The sequence below is a fragment of the Ensifer sp. ENS02 genome (assembly GCF_014851885.1).
Taxonomy (GTDB): Bacteria; Pseudomonadota; Alphaproteobacteria; order Rhizobiales; family Rhizobiaceae; genus Ensifer; species Ensifer adhaerens.
Genome location: NZ_JACVAO010000015.1, coordinates 120,229 through 143,187, shown reverse-complemented (window position 1 = coordinate 143,187; position 22,959 = coordinate 120,229). Strand labels below are relative to the sequence as shown.

General features: G+C 63.1%; 21 protein-coding genes and 1 pseudogene. 13 read left to right on the top strand and 9 right to left on the bottom strand.

Going from position 1 to position 22,959, the window contains the following annotated elements; translation table 11 throughout:
- Positions 1-233: 233 nt before the first annotated feature.
- The 4 genes from puuE to uraH all read left to right on the top strand — a co-directional run bounded on the left by puuE (position 234) and on the right by uraH (position 2,681).
- Positions 234-1,163 (top strand): allantoinase PuuE, encoded by a 930-nt coding sequence (gene puuE / locus IB262_RS27790; protein ID WP_034789000.1) that lies wholly within the window; start codon positions 234-236, stop codon positions 1,161-1,163.
- Positions 1,163-1,666 carry a 2-oxo-4-hydroxy-4-carboxy-5-ureidoimidazoline decarboxylase gene (uraD, locus tag IB262_RS27785; RefSeq protein WP_060518819.1) on the top strand — a complete coding sequence of 168 codons (504 nt, stop codon included), beginning with the start codon at positions 1,163-1,165 and terminating at the stop codon, positions 1,664-1,666. The genes puuE and uraD overlap by 1 nt, the downstream gene beginning before the upstream one ends.
- Positions 1,667-1,762: 96 nt before the next feature.
- Positions 1,763-2,260, top strand: a complete 498-nt coding sequence (locus IB262_RS27780; protein WP_112975116.1) for an ureidoglycolate lyase — start codon at positions 1,763-1,765, stop codon at positions 2,258-2,260.
- 58 nt (positions 2,261-2,318) lie between these two features.
- Positions 2,319-2,681 (top strand): hydroxyisourate hydrolase, encoded by a 363-nt coding sequence (gene uraH, locus IB262_RS27775; protein WP_112975115.1) that lies wholly within the window; start codon positions 2,319-2,321, stop codon positions 2,679-2,681.
- Positions 2,682-2,898: 217 nt separating this feature from the next.
- Here uraH and IB262_RS27770 read toward each other — a convergent pair whose 3' ends face one another.
- The 4 genes and pseudogenes from IB262_RS27770 to IB262_RS27755 form a co-directional block, all read right to left on the bottom strand.
- On the bottom strand, positions 2,899-4,035 hold the full coding sequence (locus IB262_RS27770) for an alpha-hydroxy acid oxidase (protein ID WP_060518813.1): 1,137 nt from the start codon (positions 4,033-4,035) through the stop codon (positions 2,899-2,901).
- Positions 4,036-4,150: 115 nt separating this feature from the next.
- On the bottom strand, positions 4,151-5,467 hold the full coding sequence (guaD, locus tag IB262_RS27765; RefSeq protein ID WP_112975114.1) for a guanine deaminase: 1,317 nt from the start codon (positions 5,465-5,467) through the stop codon (positions 4,151-4,153).
- On the bottom strand, positions 5,464-6,702 hold the full coding sequence (gene puuD / locus IB262_RS27760; protein ID WP_034788980.1) for a urate hydroxylase PuuD: 1,239 nt from the start codon (positions 6,700-6,702) through the stop codon (positions 5,464-5,466). The genes guaD and puuD overlap by 4 nt, the downstream gene beginning before the upstream one ends.
- A gap of 72 nt (positions 6,703-6,774) precedes the next feature.
- A pseudogene (locus IB262_RS27755) lies at positions 6,775-7,688 on the bottom strand (LysR substrate-binding domain-containing protein).
- 102 nt (positions 7,689-7,790) lie between these two features.
- Here IB262_RS27755 and IB262_RS27750 point away from each other — a divergent pair.
- Positions 7,791-8,039 (top strand): hypothetical protein, encoded by a 249-nt coding sequence (locus IB262_RS27750; protein WP_060518807.1) that lies wholly within the window; start codon positions 7,791-7,793, stop codon positions 8,037-8,039.
- A gap of 18 nt (positions 8,040-8,057) precedes the next feature.
- Here IB262_RS27750 and xdhB read toward each other — a convergent pair whose 3' ends face one another.
- The 3 genes from xdhB to IB262_RS27735 all read right to left on the bottom strand — a co-directional run bounded on the left by xdhB (position 8,058) and on the right by IB262_RS27735 (position 12,803).
- Positions 8,058-10,394, bottom strand: coding sequence for a xanthine dehydrogenase molybdopterin binding subunit (xdhB, locus tag IB262_RS27745; protein ID WP_060581689.1), 2,337 nt, complete (start codon positions 10,392-10,394; stop codon positions 8,058-8,060).
- Positions 10,395-10,396: 2 nt separating this feature from the next.
- Positions 10,397-11,872, bottom strand: a complete 1,476-nt coding sequence (xdhA, locus tag IB262_RS27740; protein ID WP_060518962.1) for a xanthine dehydrogenase small subunit — start codon at positions 11,870-11,872, stop codon at positions 10,397-10,399.
- 154 nt (positions 11,873-12,026) lie between these two features.
- The gene (locus IB262_RS27735) at positions 12,027-12,803 is read right to left on the bottom strand and encodes a 3-hydroxybutyrate dehydrogenase (RefSeq protein WP_112975112.1); all 777 of its coding nucleotides are present in this window, start codon (positions 12,801-12,803) and stop codon (positions 12,027-12,029) included.
- Between the two features lie 254 nt (positions 12,804-13,057).
- Here IB262_RS27735 and glpK point away from each other — a divergent pair, with 254 nt between their 5' ends.
- Complete coding sequence (gene glpK, locus IB262_RS27730) at positions 13,058-14,545, top strand: glycerol kinase GlpK (RefSeq protein ID WP_060518801.1); 1,488 nt, start codon at positions 13,058-13,060, stop codon at positions 14,543-14,545.
- A gap of 95 nt (positions 14,546-14,640) precedes the next feature.
- On the opposite strand, the gene IB262_RS27725 is transcribed toward glpK, so the two are convergent.
- A complete protein-coding gene (locus IB262_RS27725) occupies positions 14,641-15,129 on the bottom strand; it encodes a RidA family protein (protein ID WP_060581693.1) in 489 nt (162 codons plus the stop codon).
- Positions 15,130-15,325: 196 nt separating this feature from the next.
- Between IB262_RS27725 and IB262_RS27720 the strand changes: the two genes are divergently transcribed.
- The 5 genes from IB262_RS27720 (at position 15,326) to sbmA (ending at position 20,862) form a co-directional block, all read left to right on the top strand.
- Positions 15,326-16,021 (top strand): TetR/AcrR family transcriptional regulator C-terminal domain-containing protein, encoded by a 696-nt coding sequence (locus IB262_RS27720; RefSeq protein ID WP_112975111.1) that lies wholly within the window; start codon positions 15,326-15,328, stop codon positions 16,019-16,021.
- Between the two features lie 106 nt (positions 16,022-16,127).
- Positions 16,128-17,186: an LLM class flavin-dependent oxidoreductase gene (locus tag IB262_RS27715; protein WP_112975110.1), complete on the top strand. Its 1,059-nt coding sequence runs from the start codon at positions 16,128-16,130 to the stop codon at positions 17,184-17,186.
- Between the two features lie 98 nt (positions 17,187-17,284).
- Positions 17,285-18,034 (top strand): type I methionyl aminopeptidase, encoded by a 750-nt coding sequence (gene map / locus IB262_RS27710; protein WP_034788960.1) that lies wholly within the window; start codon positions 17,285-17,287, stop codon positions 18,032-18,034.
- A 214-nt stretch (positions 18,035-18,248) separates the two neighbouring features.
- Positions 18,249-19,448 carry an MFS transporter gene (locus tag IB262_RS27705; RefSeq protein WP_192357214.1) on the top strand — a complete coding sequence of 400 codons (1,200 nt, stop codon included), beginning with the start codon at positions 18,249-18,251 and terminating at the stop codon, positions 19,446-19,448.
- A gap of 154 nt (positions 19,449-19,602) precedes the next feature.
- Entirely contained in the window at positions 19,603-20,862 is a 1,260-nt protein-coding gene (gene sbmA, locus IB262_RS27700) for a peptide antibiotic transporter SbmA (protein ID WP_060581794.1), read from the top strand.
- A gap of 21 nt (positions 20,863-20,883) precedes the next feature.
- Here sbmA and IB262_RS27695 read toward each other — a convergent pair whose 3' ends face one another.
- The gene (locus IB262_RS27695; protein ID WP_034789068.1) at positions 20,884-21,891 is read right to left on the bottom strand and encodes a polysaccharide deacetylase; all 1,008 of its coding nucleotides are present in this window, start codon (positions 21,889-21,891) and stop codon (positions 20,884-20,886) included.
- Between IB262_RS27695 and IB262_RS27690 the strand changes: the two genes are divergently transcribed.
- Both IB262_RS27690 and IB262_RS27685 read left to right on the top strand, forming a co-directional pair.
- Positions 21,890-22,081, top strand: coding sequence for a hypothetical protein (locus IB262_RS27690; protein ID WP_060581700.1), 192 nt, complete (start codon positions 21,890-21,892; stop codon positions 22,079-22,081). The two genes, IB262_RS27695 and IB262_RS27690, sit on opposite strands and share 2 nt — an antisense overlap.
- A gap of 33 nt (positions 22,082-22,114) precedes the next feature.
- On the top strand, positions 22,115-22,702 hold the full coding sequence (locus IB262_RS27685; RefSeq protein WP_112772291.1) for an NnrU family protein: 588 nt from the start codon (positions 22,115-22,117) through the stop codon (positions 22,700-22,702).
- The last annotated feature ends 257 nt before the right edge of the window (positions 22,703-22,959 follow it).

Sequence of the window (22,959 nt, the reverse complement as noted above, 5' to 3'; positions counted from 1 at the left end):
CCGGAACCGACTTTTTCGCGGAGCGCTTGAATGTAGGATTTTCGATGAGGGCCGTTGTCCTTGCCGATCCATTCAACGCTGTTTCGAAAAATCTCTCAACCTCGGGCTCAGCCGAATTTTTCTGGTAATTTCCGTCAGGGCCGTGGCGCTGCCGCTGCCCTGCCTCACGTCATTTCGGTATCGACAATCCGGTCGGCGGTGATACCGTTCCTAAAAATTCGAAGGGTGATTTGATGTCTGAGACTAAGTATCCGCGCGACCTCGTTGGCTACGGCCGCAATCCACCGAAGGCAAACTGGCCGGGCGATGCGCGCATCGCCGTGCAGTTCGTGCTGAACTACGAAGAGGGCGGCGAAAGCTGCATTCTCGATGGCGACCCAGCGTCCGAATGCCTGCTGTCGGAAATTGTCGGCGCGCAGCCCTGGGCTGGCCAGCGTAACCTCAACATGGAATCGATCTACGAATACGGTGCCCGTTCCGGCTTCTGGCGGCTGTGGCGCATGTTCACCAGCCGCAACGTCCCGCTGACCGTCTATGGCGTGACGCAGGCCATGGCGCGCAATCCGGAAGCGGTCGCTGCCATGAAGGAAGCCGGCTGGGAAATCGCCAGCCACGGTCTGCGCTGGCTGGAATACAAGGACGTGCCGGAAGAGGTCGAACGCGAGCATATCCGCGAGGTCGTCCGCCTGCACACGGAGCTCACCGGCGAGCGGCCGCTCGGCATCTACCAGGGCAAGCCTTCGGCCAATACGCTGAAGCTGGTGCTGGAGGAAGGCGGGTTCCTTTACTCCTGCGACAGCTACGCCGACGAACTGCCCTACTGGGTGCCGGGTCTTTCGGCCGACAAGCCGCACCTGATCATTCCCTATACGCTTGATGCCAACGACATGCGCTTTGCGACGCCGCAGGGCTTTAACAGCGGCGACCAGTTCTTCAGCTACCTCAAGGACACATTTGACGTGCTCTACGAGGAAGGTCGCCAGGGCGACGCCAAGATGATGAATATCGGCCTTCACTGCCGTCTCGTCGGCCGCCCGGGCCGCGCTGCTGCGCTCGCTCGCTTCATCGACTACGTCATGTCGCACGACAAGGTCTGGGTGCCGCGTCGCATTGACATCGCCAACCATTGGTACCAGCACCACAAGCCGGAAGGGGCGCTCTGATGACCGACCGTGATGCCTTCGTTGCCCGTTTCGGTGGCGTGTTCGAGCACTCGCCCTGGGTTGCCGAACGCGCCTACGACCGAGCCGCGGCGACCGGGCTGACGGCGGGCACGGTGCATTCGGCGCTCTGCCAGGCCTTTCGCACGGCGCTGCCGCGCGAGAAGATGCAGGTGCTGCGCGCGCACCCCGATCTTGCCGGCAAGCTGGCGATCGCCGGTAAGCTGACGGCGGACTCGACGGCGGAGCAGGCGTCTGCCGGCCTCGACCGGCTGACACCAGAGGAGCATGAGCGCTTCACCGCGCTCAACGACGCCTACACGAAAAAATTCGGCTTCCCCTTCATCATCGCGGTGAAGGGGCTGACCAAGGGGCAAATTCTTGCCTCCTTCCAAAGCCGCATTGACAATTCGCCCGAAGAGGAATTTGAAACCGCTTGCGCACAGGTCGAGAAAATCGCCCGCCTGCGCCTGCAGTCGATGATTCCTGGAGACGAAAATGCCTGACAAAACCGTTCGATGCCTGTCCCCGCTCATGAGGAGGGCCCTCGAACTGGATCGGACATCCGCAAGCGCAAAATCGTCCTGCGAGGTCTCCGCATAATGTCGCGCCTGCTCGAAATCGAACCGCTGACACGCGAGGCCTTCGCTCCCTTCGGCACCATCATCGAAGCCGATCCGGCAACGATGCGCCACATCAACGGCGGCAACACGGAACGTTTCCACGGTCTTGCGCGTGCCGATGTCGTCGGCGACGGCGCCAATGTCATCATCAACATCTTCCGCGGCCAGCCGCGGTCTTTCCCCTATTCGGTGACGATGATGGAGCGCCACCCGCTCGGCAGCCAGAGCTTTTCGCCGCTCGACGACCGCCCATGGCTCGTCGTGGTGGCGGACGACGAGGACGGGCGCCCGGGCACGCCGCGCGTTTTCCGGGCGAACGGCCGGCAGGGCGTCAACTACGGCCGCAATATCTGGCACCACCCGCTGATGTCCGTCGGCGCCGTCAGCGATTTCCTCATCGTCGACCGCGAAGGGCCGGGCAACAATCTCGAGGAGTTCTTCTATGACGAGCCCTTCGTCATCGAGAGCGCTATCTAGCAGGACGTGCGCGCGGCTTCTGACAGCATCCCGCGCCAATGTGTGAAAGAGAGAAGCCATGAGCAGCGCCGGCCGCCTGACCACCCATGTTCTCGATACCGCTCTCGGCAAACCGGTCGAGGGTCTGCGCATCGACCTCTACTGGCTGGAGGGGGAAGAGCGGCAGCTGATCCGCACCGTACATACCAACAGCGACGGCCGCGTCGACGGTCCGATGGTCGAAGGCATCGGCTTCATGGCCGGCAACTACGAGCTGGTGTTCCATGCCGGCGACTATCTGCGCCGGTCAGGCGTAACACTGCCGGAGCCGGCCTTCCTCGACCGCATCCCCTTGCGCTTCGGCATCGCCGATCCGGCGAGCCATTATCACGTGCCGCTGCTTCTCTCGCCCTACGGCTATTCGACCTACCGGGGTAGTTGAGGCTTAGGAGGCTTGCGCTCGCATCGCGTTTTGCCGGAAGGGTCACTCCAAGCTCCCTCATCCTCGCCCTTGTGGCGGGGATCCAGCGGCCCGACGTCCGTCGGGTCAAAAGACCTTTCAGCCCAAGGACTTGTGCTGGTCCCGCAGTTCCAACGGAACTGCTAGAGATTCCTGTGACAAGCACAGGAATGAGGGCGGGAGTGGCTGGTGCCGCGGCCTATTCCGCCAGAATGCTACGATCCACGTCGTTGATATCGCGCTTGCCGCAGAGGGCCATGGTGATGTCCATCTCCTTGCGGATGATTTCCAGCGTCTTGGTGACGCCCTCCTTGCCCATGGCGCCGAGGCCGTAGAGGAAGGGGCGGCCGATATAGGTGCCCTTGGCGCCCATGGCGACGGCCTTCAGCACGTCCTGGCCGGAGCGGATACCGCCATCGATATGCACCTCGATCTGGTGGCCGACCGCATCGACGATGCGCGGCAGCATGCTGATCGAGGAATGGGCGCCGTCGAGCTGGCGGCCGCCGTGGTTGGAGACGATGATCGCGTCGGCACCGGTCGCCGCTGCCATCTTGGCGTCCTCGGGGTCGAGAATGCCCTTGAGGATCAGCGGTCCGCCCCAGCGTTCCTTGATCCAGGCGACATCCTTCCACGAGAGCTGCGGGTCGAACTGTTCCGCCGTCCAGGCGCCGAGCGACGAGAGGTCGGTGACGCTTTTCGCGTGGCCGACGATGTTGCGGAAAGTGCGGCGCTTGGTGCCGAGCATCTTCATGCACCAGCCGGGGCGCGTCGCCATCTGCCAGAGGTGCTTCGGCGTCATCTTCGGCGGTGCCGAGAGGCCGTTGCGAAGATCCTTGTGACGCTGGCCGAGGATCTGCAGGTCGAGCGTCAGCACCAGCGCCGAGCACTTCGCCGCCTTGGCCCGGTCGATCAGGTTCAGCACGAATTCGCGTTCGCGCATGACGTAGAGCTGGAACCAGAAGGGTTTGGTGGTAACCGAGGCGACGTCCTCGATCGAGCAGATGCTCATCGTCGAGAGCGTGAAGGGCACGCCGAAGGCTTCCGCCGCCTGGGCTGCCAGCATCTCGCCGTCGGCGTGCTGCATGCCGGTGAGGCCGGTCGGGGCGAGTGCCACCGGCATCGACACCTTCTGGCCGATCATCGTCGTTTCCAGCGACCGGTCGGTCATATCCACCAGCACGCGCTGGCGCAGCTTCACCTTGGCGAAATCCTCCTCGTTGGCGCGATAGGTGCCTTCGGTCCAGGCGCCGCTGTCGGCGTAGTCGAAGAAGAGTTTCGGCACCCGGCGCTTGGCGAGCGCCTTGAGATCGCTGATTTCGAGGATTTGCGTCATGGATAAGGCCTTCGTCCAAGGGAGATTGAACGAGCCATTACCATGTTTGGCAGAGGCTTGTTAATAGCCAGAAAGCAGAGAGGTCAATTTTCTTGACCTCTCTGCTTTTGGTCGGTCATGCGGCGGCAAGCGCCGATTTTGCCGGCTTGCCGGCGACATAGGTTTCGACGATCGACCGGTCGTCGCCCATGGTCTGCAGCAGGAAGAGTTCGTCTGCCAGAGAGTTGACCACTTCGGCCCGAAGCGCCATCGCCGGCGTCGCGGCCATGTCGAGCACGATGAAATCGGCATCGGTGCCGGCTTCCAAGGTTCCGATCTTGTCGACCAGCGATAGCGCCTCGGCATTGCCGCGGGTCATCATGAAGAAGCTGTCGAACGGGTTCAGCCGCTCGCCCTGCAGCTGCAGGATCTTGTAGGCCTCGTCGAGCGTCTTCAGCATGGAATAGCTGGTACCGCCGCCGATGTCGGAGGCGACCGACGTGCGCACCGGCTTTTCGCGGCGGCTGAGCGCGCGCAGCGGGAAGAGGCCAGAACCGAGAAAGAGATTGGAGGTCGGGCAGAAAACGGCGACCGAGCCGGTCTCGCTCATCACATCCGCCTCGCGCTCAGACAGATGGATGCAGTGGCCGAACAGGCTCTTGGGTCCGAGCAGGCCGTAGCGGGCGTAGACGTCTGTGTAGTCCTTGGCTTCCGGATAGAGTTCGCAGGTAAAGGCGATCTCGTCGCGGTTTTCCGAAAGGTGCGTCTGGACGTGCAGGTCGGGGAATTCGTGCACCAGCGACTTCGCGACGTCCATCTGCTCCGGCGTAGAGGTGATGGCGAAGCGCGGGGTGATCGCCACATGATTGCGGCCCTTGCCGTGCCATTCGCGGATGACCGCGCGGGTTTCGTCGTAGCCCATCTGCGGCGTGTCGAGCAGGCCTTGCGGGGCGTTGCGGTCCATCATCACCTTGCCGGCGACCATGCGCATGTCACGGCGCAGCGCCTCGGCGAAGAAGGCATCGGCCGACGCCTTGTGAACCGAGCAATAGGCGGTTGCTGTTGTCGTGCCATAGCGCACCATCTCATCGAAGAAGCGCGTCGCGATGCGCTCCGCATGGGCGGTCTCGACGAAGCGGCACTCCTCGGGGAAGGTGTAGGTGTTCAGCCATTCAAGCAAGTTGGAGGCATAGGAGGCCATGACCTGCATCTGCGGGAAATGCAGATGCGTGTCGATGAAGCCGGGCACGATCAGGTGCGGGCGATGGTCCACTTCCGCGACGCCGTCAGGCGCGCTTGCCTTGACCGCAGCATAGGAGCCGCTCGCGGTGATCTGTCCACCCTCAATCAGAAGCGCACCGTCGCTCTCGTAGCTGTAGGCGGCGCTGTCGTCGATCGACGTTGGCGCGCGGTTGAAGCTCAGCAATCGGCCGCGGATGAGGGTGGTCGTCATTGTGTCTTGCCTTCCTCGACGGCGCTTTCGAACCAGGCTGTCAGAAGCTGGCGCTCGTCCGTCGTCATGTCTGTCACGTTGCCGGGCGGCATCGCATGGCTGCGCCCGGCCTGGATATAGATTTCGCGGGCATGGGCGGCAATCTCCGCGTCGCTTTCGAGCATCACGCCCTTCGGCGCCTGGGTGATACCCTCATAAACCGGTTCTGCCGCATGGCACATGGAACAGCGTGTCGAGACCGTGTCCTTGACTGCAGGGAAGTGGGCATTGGCGGCGAAGCGGCTGAAGGCGGGCGCAACCTCGGCCTTTTCGCCGCCGGTCAGCACCTTCGGCACGGTCGAAAGCCACATGATCAGGATGAAGAGGAGGGCGGTGACGAGCCAGGTCCAGGTCGGCCGGCCCTTGCGGGCGTGGGTGGTGTTGAACCAGTGGCGGATGGTGACGCCCATCAGGAAGACGAGTGCGGCGATGATCCAGTTGAACGCGGTGGCAAACGCAAGCGGATAGTGGTTCGACAGCATGAAGAAGATGACGGGCAGCGTCAGGTAGTTGTTGTGCAGCGAGCGCTGCTTGGCCTGCGCGCCGAGTTTCGGATCCGGCGTGCGGCCGGCGATCAGGTCGGCGACGACGATCTTCTGGTTGGGGATGATGATGAAGAAGACGTTGGCCGACATGATCGTCGCGGTGAAAGCGCCGAGATGCAGGAAGGCGGCGCGGCCGGTGAAGACCTGCGTATAGCCCCAGGCCATGACAACCAGCGCCACATAGAGCAGCGCCATCAGCCCCCAGGTGTTCCTGCCGATCGGCGACTTGCAGAGCAGATCGTAAAACAGCCAGCCGATGCCGAGCGAGGCGAGCGAAATCAGGATCGCCGTGGTCGCCGAGATGTCGAGCACGTGGCGGTCGATCAGGAACAGATCGGCGCCGCCATAGTAGACGACACAGAGCATGGCGAAGCCAGAAAGCCACGTCACGTAGGATTCCCATTTGAACCAGGTGAGATGCTCGGGCATCGAGGCCGGTGCGACCAGGTATTTCTGGATGTGATAGAAACCGCCGCCATGCACCTGCCATTCTTCGCCATAGGCGCCGACGGGCAGGTGATCGCGCTTCACGAGACCCAGGTCGAGCGCGATGAAATAGAAGGATGAGCCGATCCAGGCGATGGCGGTGATGACGTGCAACCAGCGCACGGCAAAGGCCAGCCATTCCCAGGCGATGGCGAACTCGTACATTCAGATCCCCTTTGTCTCCGTTGCCTCACTTTGCGCATAAACCGCGGAGGGGAAAAGGGGCTTGCGCGCTCCTCAAGCGCTATTTGCTTGCAGGAAGTTCGGCGCGCAAAGTTCGCCGAGGATCCAGTCGCGGAAAATCCTGATCTTGGGTGTGTTGCGGCGGGCGTGCGGATAGGCGAGCCAATAATCGCAGCCGTCGCTGCAGCGCAGCTCGAAGGGCTGGTAGAGCCGACCGAGCGCCACGTCGTCGGGGTAGAATTCCGGCGTCAGGATCGCCACGCCCTGGCCAGCGATGGCGGCGCGCGCCTCGAAGGACTGCGCACCGAGGCGGCTGTGCGGCCGTCCTTCGAGATCGGGATCCTTGACGCGGCGGCCTTGAACCACATCGGCCACCAGGGGTCACCGGGATCGATGATGCGTAGCTTCAGCAGGTCGCGCGGCTCGTGCACGCCGCCAATGGTCTCGGCAAGCGCCGGGCTCAGCATCGGGCTGAATTCCACCCGCATCAGCGGATGCGTGTCGAGGCCGGGCCAGACGCCGGCACCGGAGCGGATGGCAAGGTCGGCCGGCTCTCGGGTAAAATCGGTGAGCGAGTCGCTGGTCGTCAGCCGAACGGCGATGTTCGGATGGGCGAGCTGGAAGCTGCCGATGTTGCGGGCAAGCCATTGCGAGGCGAAGGTCGGCGTCGAGCTGATCAGGAGCGCGCTGTCGACATCGCCACGGGCATTCGAAACCACTTCCTGCAGCATCTCGAAGGCTTCGGTGACGCGCGGCGCCATGCGCTGGCCGACTTCCGTCAGCGAGATCTGGCGCGGGCGGCGCAGGAACAGCGGCTCGCCGACATTCTCCTCGATCAACTTGACCTGGTAGCTGACGGCCGTCTGGGTCATGCCCAACTCTTCACCGGCCTTGGTGAAGCTGCCGAGCCTTGCGACCGCCTCGAAGACCCGCAGCGCATTCAGCGGAAACTGCTTCGACATCTTCATGGATAAGTTCTCTTGATGCATCCAGACGGATGTTCGATTGGATTTCGATCCTCCTCCACGGCATCCTTCAAGTCAACTTCCCAAGACGAAACAGGTGCTGAAATGACTTGCGACACTTACGAACGTACTGAAAGAAAAGCATTTCTTTCATTCGAGCCGGTCGCCCGGCTCACAGCCGCCCTGTTCGGCGGCCTTGTTGCCCCCAAGCCGATGCTCGATGTCAACGCGCTCTCCGATCATATCAAGAGAGACATGGGTTTCATGGATGTCCATAGCCCACACCGCGACGACGAGGAGGCGATGGCCAACGCTCGCCGCCTGTTCAGCATCAATGAACTGCCGCGGATCTGAGGCAAATCGTGATGGCCGTCAGCGATTGCGCAGACGCTCGACGGCCATCAGCACACGCTCCGGTGTTGCCGGAGCATCGAGCCGCGGGCACTCGCGGTAGTCGGCGACACTCGCCACCGCCATCGACAGGGCTTCCAGAACCGAGATCGGCAGCATGAAGGGCGGCTCTCCCACCGCCTTGGAGCGGCCAATGGTCTTCTCGGCGTTGCTCGACCATTCGGCAAGCTTGACGTTGAAGATCTTCGGCCGGTCGGAGGCAAGCGGGATCTTGTAGGTGGAGGGGGCGTGCGTGCGAAGCCGTCCCTTGTCGTCCCACCAGAGCTCTTCCGTCGTCAGCCAGCCCATCCCTTGCACGAAGCCGCCCTCGATCTGACCGAGGTCGATCGCCGGATTGAGCGAACGGCCGACGTCGTGCAACACGTCGACCCGGTCGACCATGTATTCGCCGGTCAGCGTGTCGATCGAAACCTCCGAAACCGCAGCGCCATAGGCGAAGTAATAGAAGGGTGTGCCGCGGCCGCTGGCGCGATCCCAGTGGATCTTCGGCGTCTTGTAGTAGCCGGCGGCCGAAAGCTGGATACGGCCCATATAGGCCTGCTTGATGAATTCAGGGAAGGGGATCAGCTCCTCGCCGATCTTCACGTGGTTGGCGACGAAGCTGACATTCTCGGGCGTCGTCTGCCAGCGCTCGCAGGCGAAACCGACGAGACGGTCCTTGATCTGGCGCGCGGCGTCGAAGGCGGCCATGCCGTTCAAGTCAGAGCCCGAAGAGGCGGCGGTCGCCGACGTGTTCGGCACCTTGCCGGTCGTCGTCGCAGTGATGCGAACGCGGTCGAGGTCGACCTGGAAGCTGTCGGCGATCACCTGCGCGACCTTGATGTAGAGGCCTTGGCCCATCTCGGTGCCGCCGTGGTTGAGGTGGATCGAGCCGTCCTGGTAGATATGCACAAGCGCGCCCGCCTGGTTGAAGGCGGTCATGGTGAAGGAGATGCCGAACTTCACCGGCGTCAGCGCGATGCCCTTGCGGATGACGCGGCTTTCCCGATTGAACGCGAGGATCGCCTGACGGCGCGCCTGATAGTCGGCGCTTTCTTCCAGCTCCGCGACGATCTGCGCGATGATGTTGTCTTCGACCTGCTGATGGTAGGGCGTGACATCGCGGCCGGAGCCCTTGTCGCCATAGAAATTCAGCTTGCGGATTTCGAGCGGATCCTTGCCGAGCTGGTAGGCGATTTCCTCGATGATGCGCTCGCCGCCGACCATGCCTTGCGGGCCGCCGAAGCCACGATAAGCGGTGTTTGAGACGGTGTTGGTCTTCAGCGGCTGTGAGGTGAGCTTCACATGCGGATAGAAATAGGAGCTGTCCGCATGGAACAGCGCACGGTCTGTGACCGGGCCGGAGAGGTCCGAAGAGTAGCCGCAGCGCGCCGCGTAGTTGGCATGGACCGCGTGGATGCGGCCCTCGTCGTCGAAACCGACGTCGTAATCGACGAGGAAGTCGTGGCGCTTGCCGGTTGCCGTCATGTCCTCGTCGCGATCCGGGCGGAACTTGACGGCGCGATTGAGCTTCTTCGCCGCGACCGCGGCAAGGGCTGCGAACTGGTTTCCTTGCGTTTCCTTGCCGCCGAAGCCACCACCCATGCGGCGCACGTTCACGGTCACCGCATTCGAGGGCACGCCGAGCACGTGCGAGACCATGTGCTGGATCTCGCTCGGATGCTGGGTCGAGGACCAGACGGTGACCTCGTCGTCCTCGCCGGGAATGGCAAGGGCGATATGGCCTTCGAGGTAGAAATGCTCCTGTCCGCCGATGCGCATGCTGCCTTTGAGCCGCCGTGGCGCCTTTTCCAGCTCCGCCTCGGCATCGCCGCGCTGCAGCGTGAGCGGCTGGGTGACCAACTGCCCGCCATGGGCGACGGCATCGAGAATGTCGGTGAAATGCGGCAGGTCGCGATAGGTGATCTTGGCGAGCCTTGCCGCCCGACGGGCGATGTCACGCGTTTCTGCAATCACGGCGAAGGCCGGCTGGCCATGAAACTGCACGAGGCCATCGGCAAGCACCGGCTCGTCATGCAGGTGGCTCGGGCTGATGTCGTTGGAATGCGGCATGTCCTTGGCGGTCAGCACCAGCATGACACCGGGCACGGCGGCGACGGCCGAAAGGTCCATGGCGGTGATTTCCGCATGCGCCCGGTCGGTCATGCCAAGCGCGCCATGCAACGTGCCCGCGGGCTCCGGCATGTCGTCGATGTAGTCGGCGGTGCCGGAGACATGCTTGTGGGCGCTGTCGTGACGCTGGGAAACATGCATCTCGCCGCGGATCGTCTTGCGTTCCTCGAAGGTGGATTTGTCCATGATTATCGGCCTCCCGCAGCAAAGCGAACCAGTTGCGCCGGCTCGCCGCCGCTTTCCAGGAAGAAACGCATCAGAAGGTTCTTCGCCGCAAGCATGCGGTAGTCGCTCGTTGCCCGCCAGTCGGTGAGCGGCTGGTAGTCGGTCTCGAAGGCGGCTTGCGCGGCGCGGACCGTTTCCTCGGTCCATGGCTTGCCGATCAGCGCCGCCTCGACGTTGCTGGCGCGCTTGGGCGTGGCGGCCATGCCGCCGAAGGCGATGCGGGCGGAGCGGACGATGCCGCCATCCACCGATAGACGGAACGCGCCAAGCAGCGCGGAGATATCTTCGTCGCGGCGCTTGGAGATCTTGTAGGCGGCAAAGAGATCGCCCGCCGGCAGGCGCGGCACGAAGATGCTTTCGACGAATTCGCCGGGTTGGCGATCCTGCTTGCCATAAGCGATGAAGAAGGATTCGAGCGGCAACGTCCGCCGACCGGCGGTCGAGCGCAGGGTCACCGTCGCGCCAAGCACGATCAGGGGCGGCGGACTGTCGCCGATCGGTGAGCCGTTAGCGATATTGCCGCCGATCGTGCCCATGTTGCGCACCTGTTCGCCGCCGATGCGGTTGATCAGCGGACCGAGCCCGAGAAACGTCTTGGCGAGGGCGGCATAGGCCATGGTGTAGCTGACGCCGGCCCCGATAATGAGACCGTCCGCGGTTTCCTCGATCTGCTGCAATTCGGTGATTCCGTTGATGAAGATCACCGGGTTGATCGTCCGCATTTGCTTCGTCACCCAGAGGCCGACATCGGTGGAGCCGGCAACGACCGTCCCCCCGGGATGGTCGGCGAGCGCTTCCGCCAGGCCACTGCCGTCGGCCGGCACGATCAGACAATTTTCGCCCTGGCGGAGTGTGATCGTTTCCGTCGGTGCCAGCGCCTTCAGCCTGATGGTGATCGTTTCCCGCTCCCTGGTGATCGGATCGAAGATGTTGGAGGGGCGCGCCTCTGCCGCCGCTTCGGCCGCGCGCACGATCGTCTCATAACCGGTGCAGCGACAGAGATTGCCCTGCAGCGCCTTTTCGATATCGGCGCGGCTGGGGCTGTCGTTGCCAAGCCACAGGCCATAGAGCGACATGACGAAGCCGGGCGTGCAGAAGCCGCATTGCGAGCCGTGAAAATCGACCATCGCCTGCTGCACCGGATGCAGCGTGCCATCCTGACCGGCGAGATGCTCGACGGTGACGACATGGGTTGCCTGCAGCGAGCCGAGGAAACGGATGCAGGCGTTGACGCTTTCATAGACGAGCCGGTCGCTGACCAGCCGCCCGACCAGCACGGTGCAGGCGCCGCAGTCGCCCTCCGCACAACCTTCCTTGGTGCCGGTCAGCCGGCGTTCCAGCCGCAGATAGTCGAGCAGCGTCGTTGTCGGTGCGATGTCGGAAAGAGCGACCTCGCGGTCGTTGAGGATGAAGCTGATTGAACCGGTCGGTTGGGGCATGCCATTCATTCCCTGCTGCTGCATACGTCCTGAAATCACTTTGATCTTAGGTGGTTATGCAGAAAAGCAAAGGGCTGGGCGGACTTTTGCACGCCATGCGGGCAGCGCGGGGGCATCCGGTCCGCGCTGCCGACCACTTGACGGATGTCGGCCGTTACTGCGCCGTCCAACCGCCGTCCATCGACACATGGGTGCCGGTGATCTGTGCCGCGTCGTCGCCGGCGAGATAGACGGCGAGGGCTGCGACCTGTTCGACGGTGATGAACTTCTTCGTCGGCTGCCCCTTCAGCATCACGTCGTTGATCACCTGCTGCTCGGTGATGCCGCGGGTGCGGGCTTGATCGGGGATCTGCTTTTCGACGAGTGGCGTCAGCACGTAGCCCGGGCAGATCGAGTTCGCGGTGATTCCGCTTTCGGCCACTTCGAGCGCCACGGTCTTCGTCAGGCCGAGCACGCCGTGCTTCGCCGCCACATAGGCCGCCTTGAAGGGCGAGGCGACGAGGCCATGGGCCGAGGCGATGTTGACGATGCGGCCCCAGCCTTTCGCCTTCATGCCGGGAATAGCGGCGCGGATCGTGTGGAAGGACGAGGAGAGGTTGATCGCGATGATGCGGTCCCATTGCTCGATCGGGAAATCCTCGACCTTCTCGACATATTGGATACCGGCATTGTTGACGAGGATATCGACGCCGCCGAAGCGGGTCGTCGCCGTGGCGATCAGATCGGCGATCTCGGCTGGCTTCGTCATGTCGGCAGCATGATAGACGACCGTTCCTGTCGTCAGCGCGCTGACCTCGTCCGTCGCCTTCTTGATTTCGTCCGGGCTACCGAAGCCGTTCAGCACGATATTGGCGCCACCCTTGGCGAAGGCCTTGGCGATCGCAAGCCCGATGCCGCTCGTCGAACCGGTGATGACCGCTGTTTTCGTCATTGCTGCTCTCTCCCTTTGTGGCGCCGCGCACTGCTTTGTTGCGGCGCAACAGCGCCAGCCTACGCGGAAAACGCCGGCGCTGACAATTGTGTTTTTGGGTTGCGGGCCGCAGAGTTGAGGAGGGGAATGGCGAAGTCGACGGTTGCGTTTTGTTTTCGTTTGACATTCGTTTTGCCATCGTATTGAAGTTTTCGAAATGAGATCCCGCCTTCAAGGCCGGGTGAACAAACATGCGTGTGGCCGGGGAGGGGCATATGGGCGGATATATTCTCGCGATCGATCAGGGTACGACCTCGAGCCGGGCGATCATCTTCGACGGTCAGCAGCAGATCGCCGGGGCCAGCCACAAGGAATTCAAGCAGTATTTTCCGAAATCCGGGTGGGTCGAACACGATCCCGAGGAAATCTGGCAGACGGTGCTTTCGACGGTTGAGGACGCTATCGCCAAGGCCGGCATCAAGGCCGGCGACCTTTCGGCGATCGGCATCACCAACCAGCGCGAAACCGTCGTCGTCTGGGATCGCGAGACCGGCAATCCCATTCACAACGCGATTGTCTGGCAGGACCGTCGCACCGCCTCCTATTGTGATCGGCTGAAGAAGCAGGGGCTGGAAAAGACCTTCACCCGGAAGACGGGCCTGCTGCTCGATCCCTATTTCTCCGGCACCAAGCTCAACTGGCTGCTGACCAACATCGACAGGGCGCAGGCCCGCGCCGCCAAGGGCGAACTCTGCTTCGGCACCATCGATACCTTCCTCATCTGGCGGCTGACCGGCGGCAAATCCTTCGTGACCGACGCGACCAACGCCTCGCGCACGCTGCTCTATAACATCGCCGAAAATGCCTGGGACGACGAGCTTCTGAAGATCCTCAAGGTGCCGCGCGCCATGCTGCCCGAGGTCAAGGATTGCGCCGCCGATTTCGGCGTTACCGATACCGCACTTTTCGGCGCGGCGATCCCGATCCTCGGCGTTGCCGGCGACCAGCAGGCGGCGACCATCGGCCAGGCCTGCTTCAAGCCGGGCATGTTGAAATCCACCTATGGCACCGGCTGCTTCGCACTGCTCAACACCGGCAAGGACATGGTGCGTTCGAAGAACCGGTTGCTCACCACCATTGCCTACAAGCTTGATGGCGAAACCACCTATGCGCTCGAAGGCTCGATCTTCGTCGCGGGTGCTGCGGTGCAATGGCTGCGCGACGGGCTGAAGGTGATCAAGGCTGCGCCCGATACCGGGACGCTTGCCGCAAGCGCCGATCCGACGCAGGACGTCTATCTCGTGCCGGCCTTCACCGGGCTCGGCGCGCCGCATTGGGATCCGGACGCGCGCGGCGCGATCTTCGGCATGACCCGCAACACCGGTCCGGCGGAGTTTGCCCGCGCGGCACTCGAAGCCGTCTGTTACCAGACGCGCGACTTGCTTGAGGCGATGCACAAGGACTGGCGCAACAACGGCAAGGAGACAGTTCTGCGCGTCGACGGCGGCATGGTTGCCTCCGACTGGACGATGCAGCGGCTTTCCGACCTGCTCGACGCGCCGGTCGATCGGCCCGTCATCCTGGAAACGACCGCGCTCGGCGTCGCCTGGCTTGCCGGCAGCCGCGCCGGCGTCTGGCCGAAGCAGGAAGACTTTGCCAAGTCCTGGGCACGCGACCGCCGCTTCGAGCCCGCCATGGACGAAAAGACGCGTAAGGCCAAGTTCAAGGGTTGGCGCAACGCGGTCAAAAGGACGCTGAGCTAAGAGCCGGGCGAGCGGCGATTTTCGCCGCGCGTCCGTTTCTCCCGACCATACTCTGCCTTCCGGGCCGACGGGCGGTGCCGCAAACCGGGCCGCCGTCAGTCGATGACAGCGACCGCTTCCACCTCGAACAGCATGCCGTCGACCGCCAGCTTGGGCACGGGTACCAGTGTCTGCGCCGGCAGCGTCGCGCCGAACATTTCCTTGACGCTGCCGGTCAGGACCTCGAGCTTGGACATGTCGTGGTCGACCACGAAGATGGTGAGCTTGGCGACCTGGTCCGGCCTTGCGCCGAGCCCCTCGAGCGCTGCGCCCAGATTGGCATAAGCCTGCTTGACCTGAACCGCGAAGTCGGGAGACAGGCCGCCGGTGCTATCCTGGCCGCCCTGTCCTGAAATGTAGGCCACCCGTGCCCCGGCAGGCACGATCACCGCGGTGCTATAGCCATGCGGCGTCGGGTCGTAGAGGTTCTTGGGGTTGACGATCGTCAGCTTGGCCGCCTGCTCGCTCGCGGTCGCCGCCGTGGAAACGCCCGTGGTCATGATGATGAGTCCTCCGATCATGAGATGTCTGATTGTGCGTGACATGGTGTTCTCTCGTCTCCGAGGCCCGCGCGCGACGCCGCTTGCAGGCCTGCAGGTTTGACCTTTCGCCGTCGCTCTTGCTATTGACTCGTACGGCGTACGATTCATTTACATCGTACGCCGTACGAGTCAATCGTTCAGGATCGACATCCGGCGCGTTGTCGGCGTAAATCGACACTCCAATCAGCAAGGAAGACACATGGCGGCGAAAGGGAACGGCGGGCAGGGCAAACGCTCCCAGCGGGTAGAGCCGGCCGCCCAGGCCGGGAAGAAGCCGGGCGGCGAGCCGTCCCTGTCTCTGGAGCGCATCGTGGCGACCGCGGTCGAATTGCTGGACGCCGAGGGTATCGACGGCTTGAAGATGCGCCGTCTCGCCGACCGTCTCGGTGCGGGCGTCATGAGCCTCTATTGGCATGTCGCCAACAAGGAGGAGGTCTTCGACCTCGCGCTCGATGCGGTGTTTGCCTATCGCGCGCCCCCGCAAAGGATCGAGCCCGAGGACTGGCGCAGGGATGTGGTTCACAAGCTCGAAGACTGGCGCGCAATCATGCTGCGCCATCCCTGGTCGGCGTCGCTGCTGCCGCGACGGGCGCTCGGCGCGAATGTACTCGGCCGCCTGGAAACCATGAGCGAGGTGCTGTCGAGAGCCGGCGTTGTCGACGCGGATATGAATGTCGCGATCTGGTCGCTCTGGAACTATGTGCTCGGCGCCACCGTCACCCGGGCGAGCTTCGCGCTTTCGCACGCCGACCAGGCTGCCGGACAGAAGCGCCTCTCGGCGCTCAGCGAACGCTATCCGACGATCGAGCGCACGCGCCTGCTCCTGGACAGCGATTGGGATGGCACGTTCCGGAAGGGCCTCGATGTCCTGCTTGACGGTCTACCGAGAGGGTAAGGTCTCGTTCGTATGCATCCGGGAAACACAGCGTTTCCCGGATGCGCATTTGCTGCTCATGTGTGCGCCAACTATCTGTTGTGCATACAGAAAAAGGACAGACCTCATGGAACTCGGGCTTTACACATTTGCGGATGTCGATCCGAACGCGGATCACAAGGGCAGGGAGGGCCAGCGTCGCCTCAAGAACCTTCTCGAGGAAATCGAGCTTGCAGATCAGGTTGGCCTCGATGTTTTCGGGCTCGGCGAACACCATCGGCCTGACTACGCGGCCTCCGCGCCGGCGGTCATCCTCGCGGCCGCAGCGGCAAAAACGAAGAATATCCGGCTGACCAGTGCCGTCACGGTGTTGAGCTCGGACGATCCCGTACGCGTCTTCCAGCAATTCTCGACCCTTGATCTGATCTCGGGCGGCCGCGCCGAGATCATGGCCGGTCGCGGGTCGTTCATCGAATCCTTCCCGCTCTTCGGTCAGTCGCTCGATGACTACGACCAGCTCTTTGCCGAAAAGCTCGACCTCCTGATGGCGCTGCGCGAAAGCGAGAAGGTCTCGTGGGCCGGCGAGATGCGGTCGGCGATCCATGATCGCGGCGTCTATCCGCGGCCGCTGCAGGAGGTGCTGCCGCTCTGGATCGCCGTTGGCGGCACGCCGCAATCGGTAGCGCGCGCCGGCGCGCTCGGCCTGCCGGTGGCGCTTGCGATCATCGGCGGCGAGCCGCGCCGGTTTGCGCCGCTCTTCGACCTCTACCGCGAGGCCGCGCGCCGCGCCGGTCAGGACCCGGAAAAGCTGAAAACCAGCATCAACGTGCACGGCTTCATCGCCGATACGACCGATCTTGCCGCCGACCAGTTCTACGGGCCGCAGGCGGAAGTGATGAACCGCATCGGGCGCGAGCGCGGCTGGGGACCGACGAACCGGGCGCATTTCGACCAGGCGCGCAGCCCCTCCGGCAACCTCTTCCTCGGTGATCCGGAAACGGTGGCCGAGAAGATCGTCGAGAACTGGAAGCTGTTCCGTAACGATCGCTTCCTGCTGCAGATGGCGATCGGTCCGATGCCGCACGACCAGATCATGCGCGGCATCGAGCTCTACGGCACCAAGGTGGCGCCGCTGGTGCGCAAGGCCGTGGCGGAAGAAAAGGCAGCGGCACCCGCTATCGCCTGAGTGTCGAGGGTCGGGGGGCGGTCACCCCCGGCCGTTCCGCTGCGTGCTGGCATAACGCGTCATGACACGCTACATGTGAGCGCGAAAGCGAGATACGGATGACCCTCAACAACGAAGAAGACCTGCTGCGGCTGAAGGAAATCGGCCGCATCTGCGCCAATGCCCTGCAGACGATGGGCGAGGCGCTCGAGCCCGGCATTACCACTGCGGAACTCGATGCGATCGGCCGCAAGGTACTGGAAGAGGCCGGCGCACGCTCGGCGCCCGAACTCTGCTACCAGTTTCCTGGTGCCACATGCATCAGCGTCAACGAGGAAATCGCCCACGGCATTCCCGGCAACCGCGTGATCAAGGCCGGCGATCTCGTCAACATCGACGTCTCGGCCGAAAAGGACGGCATCTTTGCCGATACCGGCGCCTCGTTCCCGGTACCGCCGGTCACCGCCGCGATCGACCGGCTTTGCCGCGATGGCAAGCGGGCGATGTGGGTCGGCCTCAAGCAGGTGCGCCCCGACCAGCCGCTGGCTGCCATCGGCAATGCGATCGGCGACTTCGCGCGCAAGAACCGCTATTCGCTTGTCACCAATCTCGCCAGCCACGGCATCGGCCGCTCGCTGCACGAGGAGCCGACCGAGATCGCCACCTGGCCGGATCCGCGCGAACGTCGCCGGATGACCGACGGCATGGTCTTCACCGTCGAACCCTTCCTGTCGATGGGCGCCCAATGGGCCGAGGGCGGCAACGACGACTGGACGCTCTACAGCGACCCGCGCGCACCGACGGTGCAGTATGAGCACACAGTTGTCGTCACCCGCGGTGGGCCGCTGGTGGTGACACTACCGGGCTGACCCAGGGATACGGCGGCGGCCTGCAGCCTCCGTCGTCCTCCAGACGATTTTTTGCTCCATCGCCGCGGTGCATGATCTGCCGCCGTGATGTGGTGCACCTCACCTTTCCGGCGACTGGTCTAAGCCATTGAAATCGGCGATCGTTCGATTTCTTCAATAGATCCTTCAATTATTGTCGTTTGTCGTGCGTCGTGTTGCGGCGCAATAAAATGATATGACCACGCTCGACAAACCGCTGCAGACCAACATCTCCGCCACGGCAACCGCCGGCGCCATCGCCATGGCCGTCGCCATGGGCTTCGGACGCTTCTCCTATACGCCGATCCTGCCGGCGATGATGGTGGATCTCGGCCTGTCGCCGGGTGATGCCGGGCTCATCGCCTCGGCCAATTTCGTCGGCTATCTCGCTGGCGCCATTCTTGCCGCCTATGGCTGGGCCCATGGGCACGAGCGGCGGATCGGTCTGCTGTCCCTCGTCGCCACGACGGCTCTGCTGGCGGCCATGGGCCTCTCGTCCTCCGTCGTCGTGCTGGCGCTGATCCGTTTCCTCGCCGGCCTTGCCAGCGCCTTTGCGATGATCTTCATCTCCGGCATCGTGCTCGGCCATGGCGTGCTTGCGCGCTCGGAACACGTGCCGGCCGTTCACTTTGGCGGCGTCGGCCTCGGCATCGCGTTTTCATCGCTTTGCGTCTGGGCGAACCCGATCGCGGGTCACGCCGGCCTGACGACCTCCATGGGCGACTGGTTTACCGGCGCGCTGGTCGGATTGGTCGGGACGATCGTCGTTGCCGCATTTCTTCCCGGCGTTCCGTCGTCCGGTTCTGGTCCGGTGCGCGAAAGGCCGCTGCGCTGGACGCGGCCGCTGACCGTAGTGACGTTCACCTATGCGCTCTTCGGCTTCGGCTATGTGATCACCGCCACGTTCCTCGTCACCATGGCGCGCGATCCGAGCGGCGGCCACAGCATCGAATTTCTCGCCTGGCTGCTAACGGGGCTTGCCGCAGCGCTCTCCGTCTATCTCTGGCGCTTTGCCGTGCCGCGCTTCGGTCTTGCCGGTGTCTACGCGATCGGCCTTCTGGTCGAGGCGGTCGGGCTGGTGCTGACGGTCAGCCTGCCTTTGCCCTATGCGCCGCTTGCCGGCGGCCTGATGCTCGGCGCAACCTTCATGATGATCACTGCCTATGGCCTGCAGATCGGCCGGAAGCTGGCGCCCGAGAGCCCGCGCAAGGCGCTTGCGTTGATGACGGCTGCTTTCGGTATTGGGCAAATCGTCGGTCCGCTGGTCGCCGGCTGGCTTGCGGAGCGCACCGGCAGCTTCGCCGCACCAACCTTGATCGCGGCTGCCGTTCTTTTCCTGTGCGGTGGGGTCATCGTCGTCGAGCTGAAGCGGATTTCACAGGCATTGAGGGCCTGAGCAGCGGCGAAAAAAGACCCTCCGGCACCGGCGCGCGCCTGGATGAAATAACAGTAACGTTTACATTACCCGATTGTTGACGACGGCGCTTTGCCCTAGTTTCGGCGCTTCGGGAGGCGAGTTGTTCGTCTCCACCGAAACGAGAGTGCCGCACTTGTTCCTATCCTTCTTTCCGAAGCCGAAGCTCTTCTTCATTTCCTTTGTCGTCTGGTCGCTGGTTGCCATCGCCTTCTGGTATGGGGAAGGCGAGCAACTGGGCGCAGTCTTCGGCATGCCGCCTTTGCCGTCCGACGCGCCGCCGATCGTCGGCATTTCCGCCTTCTGGTCTCCGGCCTTCCTCTGGTTCTACATCTATTTCGCGCTGGTCACGGGGTTATTTGCGGCGTTCTGGTACGTCTACTCACCGCATCGCTGGCAGAATTGGTCGATCCTCGGATCCGCCCTCATTCTGTTCGTCACCTATTTTCAGGTGCAGGTCAGCGTCGCCATCAACAACTGGTATGGGCCGTTCTGGGACCTGATCCAGGCGGCGGTTTCCAAGTCAAAGGTCGTCACCGCGGAAGAGTTCTACGGCGAAATCGCCACCTTCCTCGCGATCGCGCTCGTCGCCGTGGCCGTGGCCGTCATGACGCGCTTCTTCGTTAGCCACTATATCTTCCGGTGGCGCACCGCGATGAACGAGTACTACATGGCCCATTGGGGCAAGCTGCGCCATATCGAAGGTGCCTCGCAGCGTGTGCAGGAAGACACGATGCGCTTTTCCACGACCGTGGAAGGTCTCGGCGTCAGCCTGATTGACAGCGTGATGACGCTGATCGCGTTTACGCCGGTGTTGATCCGGCTGTCCGCAAACGTCACCGAACTGCCGATCGTCGGCGCTATTCCCTATCCGCTGGTCACCGCCGCGGTGCTCTGGTCGCTGTTCGGCACCGTGTTCCTGGCTGTCGTCGGCATCAAATTGCCGGGGCTTGAGTTCCGCAACCAGCGCGTCGAGGCGGCCTACCGCAAGGAACTGGTCTATGGCGAAGATCACGCCGATCGCGCCCAGCCGCCGACCGTTGCCGACCTTTTCGAGAACGTGCGCCGCAACTATTTCCGGCTGTACTTCCACTATCTCTATTTCAACATCGCCCGCATCTTCTACCTGCAGATCAACAACATCTTTTCACTGCTGATCCTGGCGCCGTCGATTATCGCCGGTAAGATCACGCTTGGCGCGCTGAACCAAATCTCCGGCGCCTTCGGCCAGGTCACCTCGTCGTTCCAGTATCTGGTTTCTTCCTGGCCGACGATCGTCGAGCTTCTGTCGATCTACAAGCGCCTGCGCGCGTTCGAGGCGACGATCGACGAAGAGCCGCTGCCGCATATCGATCAGAAGTTCATCGAGGTCGGTGGTGAAGAGGAACTGGCCTGAGCTTGGCCGAACGCATAGCAATCAGAAGGCGGTTCGACCCGCCTTCTTTTTTGCCTGCTCGATCAGCGGCAGCGCCTGGGCGTAGCTGACGCAGGCGACGTCGGGCTTGCCGCAGACTTCGCCCAACAGCCGATCGAGCGCGCGCCAGTAGGCGCCGCCGTTCATTTCGACGAAATGGAAGCCGAGCTGCAGCGGGATGCGGTCGCCCGCATATTCCCGGTCGAAGGCTTTCCTGTAGGCCTCGTAGGTGCGCTCCTCGAAGCGGGCGCTGTCCTTCTTGTTCTCCACACCCATGGAGTGGCGGACGAAGAGATTGTAGTCCATGCCGATGACAGGGCGCTGCGACGGCCCTTCGGGGATCAGCGGCAGTCCGAAACGCGGCAGGCCATCCTTTGTCGTCGGCCAGCCCGGACCCTTGGTCACCAGGCTTGCGTCATAGGTGAAGTTGTCCGCCTTCAGCGCCGGCAGCAGGCCGTCGCTCAGCGACAGATAGGGGGCGCGGAATCCCTTGATCCCGGTTGCGGCGAATTCGGCCCAGCCGGCCGGCTCGGCCTCGGGCTTGTCCGCCTTCTTCCAGGCGTCCTTGAGCGCCGCGTTGAAGGTCGAAAACTCGCTTTGCCAGTCGGCTTTGCTCCAGCCCTTGCCGTCGAAGTGGCCGCAGGCGTGGCTGGCGATGTCGTGGCCGTCGAGATGGGCCTGCCAGATGTGGCCGACGCGGGCCGCGATCTCTTCACGGCTCTGCGCGAAGCCGACATTCGAGCGGCCTGCCTTCTGGCCCGGCGGCTTGTAGAGCGTCTTGCCGTCCGCCCGGGTCATCAGAAAGGTGCAGGAGAGGAAATAGGTGAAATGCGCACCGGTGCGCTTGGCCATCGCCAGGCTTTTTTCCCATAGCGCGTTGTCATGCGCGCCGTCGAACGAGACGATCACCAACTGCCTGTCACCGGCGGGCGCGGTGGCCGGCGACGCCGGCTCGGCCCTGGCAAGAGCGGGAAGAAGGGCGAGCGAGAGGGCAAGCGGAATACGGATCATGATCAACTGCACTGTTTTGGTTTTGTCGCAAATGGTTCGAAAATGCGGCAATCCTTTGATCGGTCTGGAAAAAACGCGCTATCAAGGCTACTCCATAGCAACCTGGGCGGAATCGGTCCGGGAACCGAATACACTGGAAATCAACACGCTTCAGCGGCCAGCTCCCGTCTTTTCCGACGCGCGGCGCTGAGTTTGCCCGATACTCGAACAAAGCGGTGGCCCCATGGCGATACTCGTTCTCGGCATCATTCTTTTTCTCGGCCTGCATCTCATCCGCGTCGTCGCGCCCGGTTTCCGCGCCGGCGTCATCGAGCGCCGCGGCAAGGGCACCTGGATGGGGATCTATGCAATCCTCAGCCTCATCGGCCTCTGTCTGATCATCTATGGCTTCGGCCAGGCCCGCAGCGAAACGGGCATGCTCTACGATCCGCCCGTATTCATGCGCCACATCGCACTGCTTCTGATGCTTTTTGCCTTCATCTTCCTTGCTGCCGGCTTCCTCCCGGCCGGGCGCATCGCGGTTGCGGTCAAGCATCCTCAGGTGCTTTCGATCAAGGTCTGGGCACTTGCGCATCTGCTCGCCAATGGTGAGACGTCCTCCGTCCTGCTGTTCGGCTCGTTTCTCGCCTGGGCGGTGATCCTGCGCATCTCGCTGAAACGCCGCGAGCGGGCAGGCGAACGCGTACTGCCGGTGTTCAAATCGGCCTCCAACGATGTGCTCGCCATCATCATCGGGCTTGTCGCCTACGTGCTCTTCATCTGGAAGCTGCACGAATGGTTGATCGGCGTTGCACCGGTCGTCATGGGCTGATGCAATTTCCAGCAAAAGTGCGCTGCGGTTTTGCGTCCGGAATTGCAGTAACAGAAAATTTAGAGCGACGGAGTCGGCCTCGTGTCGGCCATAGGCGCTCTAAATCGCGTCGGCCCCCTTACAAGCGCCGCAAAATCGGGTAGAAGGCGCAAAATCCATGAGAGTGCGGCGGGTGCGGCAAGGACCCCTCGTGCATGCTCGAACAGTTTGAGAGTGTCCGTTTCGCCGATCGTCATGTGACCGTTGGCGCGACGGGC